Origin of the sequence: Streptococcus sp. 2022WUSS083 (genome assembly GCF_044427155.1) — a bacterium.
GTDB lineage: Bacteria > Bacillota > Bacilli > Lactobacillales > Streptococcaceae > Streptococcus > Streptococcus hashimotonensis.
Genome location: NZ_JAOTGK010000004.1, coordinates 162,877 through 175,876 on the forward strand (window position 1 = coordinate 162,877; position 13,000 = coordinate 175,876).

Consider the following 13,000-nt stretch of genomic DNA (forward strand, 5'->3'; position numbering starts at 1 on the left):
ATTAGAGGTGCACACCTTTCTCAACGAGAGCTTCTAATTCTTCCAAACGAGCTTCAAATACCTTGAAAGCATCGTTGAGGTAATCTTCCTTGGTCATGTCTACACCAGCTTTTGCAATGACATTGAGTGAGTAGTCTGAGCTACCAGCCTTCAAGTAGTTAAGATAGTTTTCTTTGTCTTCTGGACTACCATTGACAATTTTGTTTGCAAGAGCTGATGCTGCCGCAAAACCTGTCGCATATTGATAGACATAGAAATTGTAATAGAAGTGTGGAATGCGAGCCCACTCAAACTGGATTTCTGGATTTTCTTCTGCAGAAAGTCCGTAGTATTTCTCGTTTGTCTGACCGTACAATTCATTGAGGAAATCAGCCGTCAAGACTTGACCTTCCTGGTCTGCCTTATAGATAGCCTGTTCAAACTCGGCAAATTGGGTCTGGCGGAAGACTGTACCACGGAAACCATCTAGATAGTGATTGAGAATAGCAAAGCGTTCCTTGTCATCTTCTACTTCTGCCAAGAGTTTTTCTGTCAAAAGATTTTCATTGGTCGTTGAAGCAATTTCAGCCAAGAATAGGGAATAATGTCCATAGACATAGGGTTGAGTCTTACGAGTCAACATAGAATGGAGAGAATGCCCTGTTTCATGGATAAGAGTGTACATGTTATCCAAGTTATCCTGCCAGTTGAGAAGCATGAAGGCGTTGGTGTCGTAAGCACCTCCTGAGTATGCTCCTGAGCGTTTTCCTTCATTAACGTGGACATCAATCCAGCGGTTTTCGAAGGCTTCTTTTACAATAGCCGAATAATCCTCACCGAAAATTTCCAAGGTTTCTTGGCATTTCTTGAGTGCATCTTCATAAGAAATCTTGGTACTGAAATCTGACAATGGCGTGTACATATCATACATCTTCAAGTCATCAATACCCAAGAGTTTCTTACGCAAATTGATATAACGGTGCAAGAGCGGAAGGTGCTTGTTGACTGCCGCTACCAATGTATCGTAAACGGATTCTGGAATGAAATTAGCTGCAAGTGATGCGTGACGGGCTGAATCGTACTTCCGCAAACGAGCTTTCAGGTTATTGACCTTGACATTAGACTGCAAAGTCTTAGCATAGGTATGCTGGAACTGCTCGTAGGTACCGTACATAGCCTCATATGCTTCTTGGCGGACGTCACGGTTTTTAGACTCCATAAAGTGAATGTAGTTACCGTGTGAAAGGGGCACCAAGTGACCGTCCTCATCTGCGATTTCTGGGAAACGCAGGCTGGCATTGTCCAAGACTGAGAAGGTTTCAGCAGGTGATTCGAAAATCTCGCTGGTCGCTGCCAATACTTCTTCCACCTCTTGTGACAGGACATGGTCCTTAGCCGCTAAAAGTTTTTCAAATTGGTGGCTGTACTGAACAAGAGCTGGCTCCTCTGCCTTAAAGGCCTCCAACTGCTCTTCAGTAATGGCCATAAACTCAGGCTCATAGAAGGCAAAAGCCTGTGAAAAGACCGAATACAAGCCCATGGCTTTAGCTTGAAATTCCTGGTATTTGCCTTCACGAGTATCTTGGTCGTTCTTCATAGACGCATAGACATAGAGTTTTTCAATGCGACGCATAAGACCAAGTTGCGTTTCGCTGATTGTCAAAAGGCTCTTCGCTGAGTCGAGCAAGTGACCTGCAAATTCTTTTGTTTTTTCAGTTTCAGCTTGTAAATCTGCAAGTTCTGCTTCCCAGGCTTCATCTGTTGGGAAAATAGTGGTCAAGTCCCACTGGTATTTTTCTTCAATTTCGTAACGTTGTTTAGACATAATTAATCCTCCGTATCCTTTATTCTAACATAAAAAATCCCCTCTTTCCATAGGAAAGTGAGGGCTTATTGGTTACTATTCAACTGGAAAATAGTTTTTGGCATTCGCTATAGCAAGTCGCCACTAGGATAATAAAGTCTACAACCCTCACCAACAGTAGCATGACTAACATAAAATAACGAGCATATTTTCAAAAGCAATATATACACCTCCATCAGCTATCTCTATTTACATTGGTTTTCTATAAATTATAGGTGGATATAGAACCTGTTTCTGCTTGTCTTCAATACTGTCGTAATACTGGTCAAAATCCTGATAGACTGGACTTAAATCTTTTTGTATTTGGGCAAAGCCAATGGCAGAGCGGGGTAGACGGATGTGGGGATACCATTCTTCTGCCGTCTTTGTCAGCAAATTCTCCCCTCGGCTATAAGACTCTGCCTGCAGGGCTAACCAATTGGGGGATTTGTAATAAAGCTGTTGTGCAATGTAGCGAGGCAAATCCCTATCTAACGGGCAAGTAAGATGCGATAAAGCTTGCTTGGCAAAAGGCAGACGCAAGATTTCCAATAAATTTCCCTCGCCAAATGGAAAAACCTTTGTCAGACAGTGGACCTTACCTCGTAAGTCTTCGTGAATAAGGTAACGAAGACGCAATTCTTTTTTCTCATCATCCAATTCCCAGAGGTGAAAACCCATGTTCATACTAAAAGAGAGAAATTGCTTGTGTAATTTACTTAATCTTTCTTTTATCCATAGGCCTTTTCCCAACAGCCAGAGAACCTGAAGACCAGCTTCATGATAGGCTTGCGTCCTCAGCTGCAAACGAGAAATGGGCAGACTGGAACATTGGACTTCCAAAGCTAGACTATTATTAACAAATAAATCAGCGACCTGCCCTATACTAGGCAGGCATTTTTCAAGTTCAACTTGTTCGGCATTGATTAACCAACTGTACAGACAAGACTTAAGTGACAGATGCTGGGCTGACTCATTCTCGGAAAAGTATGTGCAATCCCGTAGGGTTACATGGGCAAAGTGCGAACGCAGAACTTTTCCGGATTTGTATCGGACCAGTCCTCCACAACCTGGACAAGAATAGCGACCTTGCGGCGCAGGATTTTCCAAGACATTAAAAACTTGTCCATCTTCATCAAGTGCAACTAACATAAAACCTCCTTTCTTTATTAGTTCGCAAAAAAAACACCCAGCTGTGCTGAGTGTTGTGGGTTTACCCAATCTGACTGCCGTTTGGCACAGATGGATCGACTGTTAAGAGTGTTAAATTGTCACCATGTTCGGCTGAGAGGATCATGCCCTGGCTGAGTAAGCCCATCATCTTACGTGGCTTGAGGTTGGCAACAATTTGGACTTTCTTGCCAACCAACTCTTGCTCATTTGGATAATACTTGGCGATACCAGACAGGATTTGGCGGTCTTGTCCATCACCAGCGTCCAGGCGGAATTTGAGCAGCTTGTCAGAACCCTCCACTTTGGCTACTTCCTTGACTTCGGCCACACGGATTTCTACCTTGTCGAAGTCCTCGAACTTGATCGCGGCTTTTTCGTTTTTGAGTTCCACGTCAGCTGGGTTCCATTCTTTTTCTTCCTCTTGGGAAATAGCAGAGCTACCACCCATTTGGGTTTGGATATAGGCGATTTCCTCTTCCATATCCAGACGTGGGAAGATAGGCGTGCCTTTTGCGACCACTGTCAAACCTGCTGGAAGACCTGCAAAGTCAAGATTTTCAAGGTCAAATGCTGTTCCCAAACCAAGCTGTTCCATAATGGCATTTGAAGTGGTCATCATGAATGGCTGAATGAGGTGAGCCACCACACGAAGACCTGCTGTCAAGTGAGCCATGACTGCTGCCAACTTGTCACGGTCCGCTTCGTCCTTAGCCAAGACCCAAGGTGCAGTTTCATCGATGTACTTGTTGGTACGGGAGATGATATTCCAAACAGCTTCCAAAGCGCGTGGATAGTCAACTGCTTCCATATACTTGTGGTAGCTTGCCAAGTTTTCAGCTACGACTGCCGCCAAGTCCGCATCAAAATCAGTCACGTTAGCAACAAAAGTTGGTACCTGACCACCGAAATACTTGTTAATCATAGCAACCGTACGGTTGAGCAAGTTTCCAAGGTCGTTGGCCAGTTCGTAGTTGATACGACCAACATAATCTTCTGGTGTGAAGGTTCCGTCAGAGCCAACTGGCAGACTACGCATGAGGTAGTAACGAAGTGGATCCAAGCCGAAACGCTCAACCAACATTTCTGGATAGACCACATTGCCCTTAGACTTGGACATCTTGCCATCTTTCATGACAAACCAGCCATGAGCAACCAAGCGGTCTGGCAACTTCATATCCAACATCATGAGCATGATTGGCCAGTAAATGGAGTGGAAACGAAGAATGTCCTTGCCAACCATGTGGTAAACTGTTCCATTCCAGAACTTGTCGTAATTAACTGTTTCTTCCTGACCATAACCCAAGGCAGTTGCGTAGTTGAGTAGGGCATCAATCCAGACATAGACAACGTGCTTTGGATTGGACGGTACGGGCACGCCCCATGTAAATGAAGTACGTGACACTGCCAAATCTTCCAAGCCTGGCTCGATGAAGTTTTTCATAATTTCATTGAGGCGGCCGTCTGGCTGGATAAAGTCTGGATGAGCATTGAAAAACTCGACCAACTTATCCTGATACTTGCTGAGGCGAAGGAAGTAGGATTCTTCTGAAACCCAGGCTACTTCGTGGCCGCTCGGAGCGATACCACCTGTTACTTTGCCGTTTTCATCTCGGAAGACCTCTTCTAATTGGCTCTCGGTGAAAAATTCCTCGTCCGATACAGAGTACCATCCAGAATACTCTCCCAAGTAAATGTCATCCTGCGCCAGCAATTTTTCAAAAACAGCCGCCACCACTTCCTCGTGGTAATCATCAGTCGTGCGGATAAATTTGTCGTAAGAGATGTCGAGCAAGTTCCAGAGCTCCTTGACACCAACCGCCATACCGTCAACGTAGGCTTGCGGAGTCAAACCAGCTTCTTTTGCCTTCTCTTCAATCTTCTGGCCGTGCTCATCAAGCCCTGTCAGATAAAAAACCTCGTGGCCCATCAGGCGTTTGTAACGAGCCAATACATCGCAGGAAATGGTCGTGTAGGCTGAACCGATGTGAAGTTTTCCAGACGGATAATAAATCGGTGTGGTAATGTAAAACGGTGTTTTTGTCATGTTTTTTTCCTTTCAAATTCAGAGCAAATGAAACCCTGTTATTGACAACATCCTATTTTATCATATTTTCAGCTAAATCACAAAGCGGTTCTAAATACAAGTCTTCCTTCATATGCTGTACATATGATACAAGCCGAGTGGAATGCTAATGTCTATCTTCTCTATAAAAGAATAGTTTCAGTCTTGTCAATTGACGAATAGTGAAAAACCGGAACCAGTTTGGAACTGTTCCCGGTGTTCTTATACGATATGGAGTTGTTCAAATACATTTCCCAAATCAGCTATCATTTCTTGATGAAAATCTAAATAATAGGTTTTCTGGTCAGAATCTGGTAATTTTTCAATATCAGCTAAGATTGCTTGATAACGATGGAGAATTTTCTTACCAGCTTCTTTATCTATCTCATTAATTTTACCAATACCTGCTGCTATTTCATCCAAACTGTCATATTTTGCAAGTACGCCCTCTGTCCACTCACGCTTGTCTTTGTTAAGTGTGACAATCTTTTTTGTCAGCCAGTCTTCATAACTTTCCTCTTCTGTCACTAGTGCCTGGCTCACAGTAGACTTAGGCACTTGGGCAATTCTGCTTGAACGAAGGTAATTCCGATAAAACCAGATTGCAAATAGGAGGGCTAGAATAATATTGACAGGGAAGAAAAAGCTGAGGGCGAAGAGTACGGTCAGCCACAAGATTAACTTTAAATTCCTAGCTTCTTTTTCAGCTTTGCTATTTCTCGCATCCCAATCATCCAATATAGACTGGGCTTGGGCAGTATAGGTTTCAACCACTTTTGCCAGTCGTAACTTTTTCTCTGGATCATTTTCCAGTTCCATTGCCAGATAGGCTTGGTTGGCACGAGCCTTGGCCGCCTCATAGGTCTGGACAGTCGCCACATATTCCGCATTGCTATTCATCTGATTCAACAAGCGATCCGTTTGCCCTTTGATAAAAGTCCGATCTCTTGATGTTAATTTACGGTAAGGCATTGATTTGCTCCCTAAAAATTAGTTATGTACTATAATATCCTAATTACTATAGAAGACGGTCATCAGATATACATTTTCTTCCTACCCCCTCACCCTTCTCTCCATCTCCTCCATATCATAGTCAAAAAGGAGGTCATGGCAGTCTGTAAAGAGCTCCAAACGTTTGTCATCATCTAAAACAGCAATATCAACTCCCCGATCATCGTAGCAATGATAGATGATATTGTCCTGACTAGATAGGAAGAGAACAGAACTTGATAGATAGTTGAAACCACCGTGATCAGCTCTCACAATCTCCCTCAACAAAGCGTTCAGGTCTTGGTTGGTAACTGGGAAAAGATAGCGCTCAAAGACTAGCACATCTCCCGTCCAGTCCTCCACTTCTATCAACTCAGGCTCAGGAACCTTGTCAAAGTTAAATTTCGATGAAAAATGCCAGAGGTAGGTGTCTATGTCCCTATCTTCCTGTCGAAGGAGCGAAAGGAGCACATAGTCGTATTCTGAACTAGCCTGCTCAAAAAGTTCTACTGCACGTGCATAGGCTCTTTCAAGATAGATTGCTCTTGGTAATTCTTCTGCTTCGTCTGCAGGCCCGATTTCAAATCTAAGAGCAAGAGGTGTGCCATAGAAGAATGGGCCCACTAGTCGATTATCTTTCAATTGGAAGGACTTTAGCCATTGATTCAATTCCATATACTATTCTCCTTATATAGCTTTGTACTATTCTACCATATACTAGGAAATTAGGTCTAGTCTTCTTTGGAAAAATATGGTAGAATAGTGAACTAGTAAAGTATCTGGCAAAAGGAGGTCCTATGAAAACCGAATTTATCAATGAGAAGGCTCAATCAGCTTTCAATCTCAACATCATCACCTCTCCTATTGTAGCTATTATTTTGTTGCTAGTAGGAGATTCACTTGGAGCAGTTATTTTCACTCCAATAAGCTTTTTACTCCCATTTAACGAGACCCTTTCTGTAAGTTTTGAACTGTTCGCTTTCGCTTTTATCAGCCTGATGGTCATTTTATGGGCACGGTATATTGAAAAAAGCCCGTGGGCAGGACTTGGTTTTACTAAAAAAGGAGCGGGAAAAGATTTTCTACTAGGTTGGGGAATCGGAGCTGCAATGCTGACCACTTGTACACTCATCATGTGGGGATTAGGCGCAATTGAATTTACAAGCATCCAGTTCTCTACAAAATTAGTCGGAGAATTTATCATCCTTATCCTTGCCTGGTCTATCCAGGGTACGACAGAAGAAATTCTAACAAGAGGATGGATGTTCTCATCACTTTCAGCTAAACACAATATTCCTATTGGTATCATTGTTTCTTCCCTCTTCTTCACGTTTCTCCATCTCGGAAACAATGCTATTTCACTCATTCCAATTTTGGATTTAACCCTATTTGCCATTCTTGCCTGCCTCATTATGCTCAAAACAGGCAACATTTGGGTGATTGGTGGCTTACACGCTGCGTGGAACTGTTTCCAAGGAAATGTTTTTGCTTTCCCAGTCAGCGGCACCGATGCTGGTCAGGCCTTTGTTCAAATCGGTATCACTGGTCCTGAGTGGCTATCTGGTGGAAAGTTTGGTGTAGAAGGCTCCGTCATCAGCTTGCTTGTCCAAGGAATAATGATTTCCTGGTTGGTTTACGACCTCTATTTCAAGCCCAAAACAAGCTCCCTATAATCATAAAAGACTGTTAGCTACTCTACAGCTGACAGTCTTTGTTTTTTCAATTTTTCGTAGAAAATAGTCCTAGATAAATGATAGTAAGGAGTCACAAAAAAAGATAACAAATGAAGGGTCAATAATTCCCCAATAAACCAACCTAAAAAGGATAAATCTAACCAAATACGTTGCCAATAGTTTCCTTTCATCAAGAAACGACTTTCCCTAAATACAGCCAGAGGACCAGTATAACTAGCATTATCCAAATGGTCATACAAGACAAAAACAACCTGTGAGTAGGTATAGTAGACAAAAAGATAAATAATCATTCCTAGCAGGAAAATCGGAGCCCCTATCTTCATTAATTGACTAGGCTGATGAACTGCCAGCTCTGCCATTGCCCCAGGAGATAAGACCATCAAACTACTCATTGTGAAACCTTTAATAAATAAAGTAGCCCCTAGATTAGCTGGAAGTCCAGCCATAAAAAGAAGCAAATAATAATAAAGAAAAGTGGTACAGATAGGCTTCTTCCATTCTGTCTTTAGAAATGAAAAACTATCTTTTAAAGAAAACTCCTGTCTATCCCCTCTTAACAATTCCAATAAATGAAAACAGGACAGACCAATGAATAGCTGTAACAGCAGAGCGAAGCCGAACTCACCTAAATAGGTCAACCCGATTGAAGACACCAATCTCCCCTCCACAAAAGCACTGTTTTGACGGAGCTCTAGAAATGTCAGTAGGCGAAAAATTGTTACTGGTATAGCATAAACAATAGATAGCAAAATGGAGGGCAAAAATAGTAGTGTTGTACCTCTTGTCCGCTCGCGAGTCATCATCGCTCTTGATACTATATCATTCGTCCTCATCACAATTCCCCTCCAATTTTCTCTCCTTATTTATAAAGTCACGTCGCGAATATTCTATCTACATCGGACTACTTTACCATCCTACTATTAGTATAAAACTTTATCCATTAATTTTCCAGAACATCTCTTAAAAACAGGAAAATCCCTCCAAAATACGAAGGGATTCCTAATAATTTGTTATCACCATACTCCCTAGGCTACTGTGGAAGAGATAGCTGATTTATAAGTTGAAAATACCAATGGATTCTTGGACTTCAAATCTTCATAAAATATAGTCTGACAAGTCCAATAGTAGGGATATACGTAAAGTCCCAAAAACCCAAACGTCAAAAGAACCCCAATAAACCAGCCAACAAAAGATAAATCCAAGAGGAAACGGCGCCATTTATTCCCCTTCATCAACTGCCAGCTCTGACTGAAGAGTTTAAATGGTGAAGAATAGGTATTGTTTTCCAAATAATCATAGAGAAGAAAAGAGACCTGACTGAACCCATATCCTACAAATAAACTACAAATAATCCCTACACATACCAGTATAAATCCTGTTTGAAAATAAGACGAACTGAAAAAAGCTGAAAAATCAGGCTGATAATCAATAGGAGCACCAAAGATGACAATGGTACTATAGAAAGCTAGGTTTATCAATATCATTCCAATAACAGCAGGGAAACTTGCTAAATACAAGACCAGCATTTTCAATAATGTCGTACTAAAAACTGGTAAAAAATTCTTCCCATCTAGCAAAGTGAAACACTCCGTAAAGCTAACCTTGCTTCTTTGCTTTCTCACCAGTCTTATTAGTTGAAAACAAGCTGTCACAATTAAACATTGTGCAATAAAATCAAATATGATTGACGGACCAACAGAAATAAAATGATGAGTCCAAGTAACACCATCTTTCACAATAGTTGTGCCCCAGGAGAAAGTACTAGTTTGCCCCCAGATTTGTTTCAAGCCAAATTCTGCCACTCCTGACAGAAAAGAAATCAAAACAGGTGCCAAAAACAAGGTTATCATCCCATCTGTTTGTTCACGAATCACTGTTGCCTTAGCTCGAATATCGCTATTAGACATTGCGTTTATCCTTTCATATATCTGTACCGTTATATATATTATACTATTTTATTTTTAAGTTTTCCATTATTTCTATAAAAAAATTGTACAAAAAATCCCTTCAAATAAAGAAGGGAAATCTATTATTTGGCTTCCGAATGACGATAGCCATACCAGAAGTAAATCAAAATTCCAATAACCAAGGATACTCCGAATGCCAACCAAGTATCTAAACTATACTGGAACATAAATGAAAGACAAATGATAATCGAGAGGATAGGTAACAAGGGAACAAGAGGTGTTTTAAATTGTCCATCTTTTGGCAAACCTTCGACTTGACGCAGACGAATAATACCCAACGCCAGCATGATCAAATAAGCTAAGGTACAGATATTGAGGAAGGAAGCAATACTTGCTAGTGGGAAAATACCTGCACAAATGGCTGCAAAAATCCCCACAAGAATGGTCGCATTTTTAGGAACCTTGCTTGTTTGTGTCAATCGGCTCAATGATTTCGGTAGCAAACCATCACGACTGATGGAATAGACCATTCTCGACAAGGCGTAGGTCATCGAAATACATACTGTAATCAATGTTAGGATTGCTACAATAGAAATATAACTCGCTGCCCAATCCAATCCAACTTCTCGAAGTGCAAAGGCTACCGCATCTGCCACATTCAACTTAGTATAGTGAACCATACCAGTCAATACTAATGTCACTACAATATAAAGAATTGTTACAATGGATAGAGACAACACGATTCCCTTTGGTACATTCTTCTCAGGCTTTTTCACCTCATCAATTGCTAATGAAATAGACTCAAATCCCAGGAAGGCAAAGAACATGAGAGACGCTCCTGCCATAATTCCTGCCTGTCCACCATAAATGGCACCAAAACCAAAAGGAGAGAAGTTCGACCAGTTTTCTGGTTTGATAAAGAATAACCCTACTAAAATAAATAAAGCCAACGCTGAAAATTTCAAAACTACCAAGGCTGAATTGAAACGAAGAGCTGCCTTAGAATTAAGCAAGACCACTCCTACCACAAAAATCAAGACGAGAACTGGTAAGAGGTCTACATAGGTACCTGCAGCGGGGTTAAAAGTTCCATTCAGAGCTGTCGGCATAGCGATACCAAAATTAGCCAGGAGTCCTTTCAAATAAGCTCCCCAACCAGATGCAACACTCGATACCGCAGTCAAGAATTCCATGATTGTCAGCCAGCCAGCAATCCAGGCAGGAAATTCACCAAAAACCGAGTAGAGATAACCATAGGCACCACCGTTAGTCGGTATACGCGAGGCAAATTCTGCGTAAAACAAGGCTGTTAGTCCGACTGAAATTGCCGCAATAACAATTGAGATGATCAGAGCTGGCCCTGCATACTGGGCCGCTGCCAAACCAGTTACCGTAAAGATACCTGTTCCAACCATCGAACCGATACCTAAAAATATCAAATCAACTAAGCCTAAATGCCGACGCATTTGACTATGGCGACCGACTGCTTGTTTTTTTCTAAATAAACTCACAAAATACTCCTTCAGAATAAGAATATGGATACTCGACAGAACTATCTACGGATTCCTGCCAAAGAACCACAACGCCCCATTATACCATAAGTTGAAATATTTCGCATGGGTGACGACAAGCAAAAGAGCAAGGCTTTTCTACCTCACTCTTTCTTATGATTATTCTGGATTAACCTTAAAGTTTTTAAGATAATTTTTCTTATCTAACTGACCGCTAAAGTGATCTCCTACTTTGATAAATGGTAATCGATCTGTACTATCTTCCGTTGCTTTGACTTTGTAAATCTTGCCCTCAGACTCAATATAGTAGATTGTCGCACCGCCAATTATTTGACTCGCTAAAGCTTCTACTTTTCCACTGATAACCTCAGTCTGTTCACCAACTTCTCCATTTTCAGTCACCGTCAATCCTGAAAGGCTAGAAGCATCCGTTCCTGTGACTTGAGAAATTAAGAGCGCAATATCGTTGTTAACAGTAACCTGTTGATAATCTTCGGCATCAACAAGAGCGTATGATTTAACCAAGCCGGCATCATCTTTCAAGGATACTAAATAGTAGGCTGTATCTGCCAACTTAACTAGGCTTGGAGCAGTGGCTTTATAGCCTTTTTCCTGCACTTCACCTTCTGCGGACTCTTGCGCTGCTGTTTCAGTCGCCGAAGCCAATTTGTAGTTGGTAATTTCACGAGTTCGCATATTGACAAGAATAAATCCAAGGTTGGATGAATCAGCAGTTGCGGAGGTGATACCTGTGTAGAGATAAATATCTGAGCCGATAGAAATATAATTATAGCTGTCTGTTGTATTTTTCACACCAGTTTGACTGAAAATGGTATTCCAGAAACCATTTTGATAAGTATAGTGGTCATCTACACGGCTGATAACATTGTTTGCCGAATAAACACGGTCTACCCACTCTGGAATATCTTCCAGACTATACTTTTTACTTTCCCCTGTTACTGCATCCAATACAATAGCACCAATCGGATCATTTGATGAAAGTCCAAATTTTGGCTCATAAATCGTTGCAATATAATATGGATTTCCTTGGTCATCCACTTCGAAGGATGGTTTCCCAAAAATAGTTGTCGGGTATTGCAGGCGAAGATGACGTAAGGTATCATTCAGCAAAAATTCGGAATCTGAATAGTGCATGGCTTTGCTCAACTTGGCAAGCTCTGCCTTTCCTGTTGTCTGATTAACCTTCACGTAGTAACCAATCCCATCTTGATGGTTGCTCAGCCATTTCCAAAAATTCTTATACTCCAAAGGCGATACACGGAACGGTTGCTGACCGATAGTAATCTGGCGATAATCATCCGAAATGCCAAACTGGGAGACCTTGTCAATGGTCCCTAGATAAGTATCACCGATTTTTTCGGCTGAGGCGCGATCTAGGAGGGCCAATTTGGATATGTCTGTTTCAGGAAAATCTGCTTTAAAATCCGCATCCTTGACGCTTATGACAGCAGCGTAATCCTTAGCACGAAATACACGTGAGTTGATAAGCCCCAGCCCCAACAAACCCAGGACAAGCAATACCCAAATTCGTCCCAACCATTTTAAGTAAGCTGGCAGTTGCGAGGTTTTAATCTGATAGGTATCTACTTGTCTCTGGCGACCGGAAATCTTGGTCACCTTTTGAAAAGCACCTTTGGAGCTGAACATGGAAAGTATGAGCCAAACCAATCCGACAGATTGAAGGAAAAATATCCAGAAGTCCACACTCAAAATATTTAAAGCAGGCAACTGGTACCAGTAGTAGATTAGCATTTCCAAAACTAGGGCTAACCAGGCAAAAACAAATAATTTTCTTTTCATAATAACCTCCTTGACACAGA

General features: G+C 41.6%; 10 protein-coding genes. 1 reads left to right on the forward strand and 9 read right to left on the reverse strand.

Translation table 11 applies throughout. The annotated features are described in order from the left end of the window. Position 1: 1 nt before the first annotated feature. The 5 genes from pepF to ODU41_RS06665 form a co-directional block, all read right to left on the reverse strand. Positions 2 to 1,804 carry an oligoendopeptidase F gene (gene pepF / locus ODU41_RS06645; protein ID WP_044668708.1) on the reverse strand — a complete coding sequence of 601 codons (1,803 nt, stop codon included), beginning with the start codon at positions 1,802 to 1,804 and terminating at the stop codon, positions 2 to 4. Positions 1,805 to 2,032: 228 nt separating this feature from the next. Further along, positions 2,033 to 2,974, reverse strand: coding sequence for a competence protein CoiA (locus ODU41_RS06650; RefSeq protein ID WP_398578805.1), 942 nt, complete (start codon positions 2,972 to 2,974; stop codon positions 2,033 to 2,035). A 61-nt stretch (positions 2,975 to 3,035) separates the two neighbouring features. Next, positions 3,036 to 5,039: a methionine--tRNA ligase gene (gene metG / locus ODU41_RS06655; protein WP_398578806.1), complete on the reverse strand. Its 2,004-nt coding sequence runs from the start codon at positions 5,037 to 5,039 to the stop codon at positions 3,036 to 3,038. Between the two features lie 240 nt (positions 5,040 to 5,279). Continuing rightward, on the reverse strand, positions 5,280 to 6,029 hold the full coding sequence (locus ODU41_RS06660) for a hypothetical protein (protein ID WP_044683186.1): 750 nt from the start codon (positions 6,027 to 6,029) through the stop codon (positions 5,280 to 5,282). Between the two features lie 81 nt (positions 6,030 to 6,110). Further along, positions 6,111 to 6,722, reverse strand: coding sequence for a DUF3885 domain-containing protein (locus tag ODU41_RS06665; protein ID WP_105120436.1), 612 nt, complete (start codon positions 6,720 to 6,722; stop codon positions 6,111 to 6,113). A 122-nt stretch (positions 6,723 to 6,844) separates the two neighbouring features. Between ODU41_RS06665 and ODU41_RS06670 the strand changes: the two genes are divergently transcribed. Continuing rightward, complete coding sequence (locus tag ODU41_RS06670; protein ID WP_105159899.1) at positions 6,845 to 7,720, forward strand: CPBP family intramembrane glutamic endopeptidase; 876 nt, start codon at positions 6,845 to 6,847, stop codon at positions 7,718 to 7,720. 17 nt (positions 7,721 to 7,737) lie between these two features. Here ODU41_RS06670 and ODU41_RS06675 read toward each other — a convergent pair whose 3' ends face one another. The 4 genes from ODU41_RS06675 to ODU41_RS06690 all read right to left on the reverse strand — a co-directional run bounded on the left by ODU41_RS06675 (position 7,738) and on the right by ODU41_RS06690 (position 12,980). Next, positions 7,738 to 8,574: a DUF975 family protein gene (locus ODU41_RS06675; RefSeq protein ID WP_141598796.1), complete on the reverse strand. Its 837-nt coding sequence runs from the start codon at positions 8,572 to 8,574 to the stop codon at positions 7,738 to 7,740. A gap of 192 nt (positions 8,575 to 8,766) precedes the next feature. After that, entirely contained in the window at positions 8,767 to 9,648 is an 882-nt protein-coding gene (locus tag ODU41_RS06680; protein ID WP_105141015.1) for a DUF975 family protein, read from the reverse strand. Positions 9,649 to 9,770: 122 nt separating this feature from the next. Continuing rightward, complete coding sequence (locus tag ODU41_RS06685; protein ID WP_105123798.1) at positions 9,771 to 11,159, reverse strand: amino acid permease; 1,389 nt, start codon at positions 11,157 to 11,159, stop codon at positions 9,771 to 9,773. Positions 11,160 to 11,318: 159 nt separating this feature from the next. Beyond that, positions 11,319 to 12,980: a hypothetical protein gene (locus ODU41_RS06690; protein WP_024388673.1), complete on the reverse strand. Its 1,662-nt coding sequence runs from the start codon at positions 12,978 to 12,980 to the stop codon at positions 11,319 to 11,321. Between the last annotated feature and the right edge of the window lie 20 nt (positions 12,981 to 13,000).

What these genes read in the sequence shown, in the direction of transcription:
- pepF (WP_044668708.1), bottom strand. Translation starts at nt 1,804, where the DNA reads ATGTCTAAACAACGTTACGAAATTGAAGAAAAATACCAGTGGGACTTG.
- ODU41_RS06650 (WP_398578805.1), bottom strand. Translation starts at nt 2,974, where the DNA reads ATGTTAGTTGCACTTGATGAAGATGGACAAGTTTTTAATGTCTTGGAA.
- metG (WP_398578806.1), bottom strand. Translation starts at nt 5,039, where the DNA reads ATGACAAAAACACCGTTTTACATTACCACACCGATTTATTATCCGTCT.
- ODU41_RS06660 (WP_044683186.1), bottom strand. Translation starts at nt 6,029, where the DNA reads ATGCCTTACCGTAAATTAACATCAAGAGATCGGACTTTTATCAAAGGG.
- ODU41_RS06665 (WP_105120436.1), bottom strand. Translation starts at nt 6,722, where the DNA reads ATGGAATTGAATCAATGGCTAAAGTCCTTCCAATTGAAAGATAATCGA.
- ODU41_RS06670 (WP_105159899.1), top strand. Translation starts at nt 6,845, where the DNA reads ATGAAAACCGAATTTATCAATGAGAAGGCTCAATCAGCTTTCAATCTC.
- ODU41_RS06675 (WP_141598796.1), bottom strand. Translation starts at nt 8,574, where the DNA reads ATGAGGACGAATGATATAGTATCAAGAGCGATGATGACTCGCGAGCGG.
- ODU41_RS06680 (WP_105141015.1), bottom strand. Translation starts at nt 9,648, where the DNA reads ATGTCTAATAGCGATATTCGAGCTAAGGCAACAGTGATTCGTGAACAA.
- ODU41_RS06690 (WP_024388673.1), bottom strand. Translation starts at nt 12,980, where the DNA reads ATGAAAAGAAAATTATTTGTTTTTGCCTGGTTAGCCCTAGTTTTGGAA.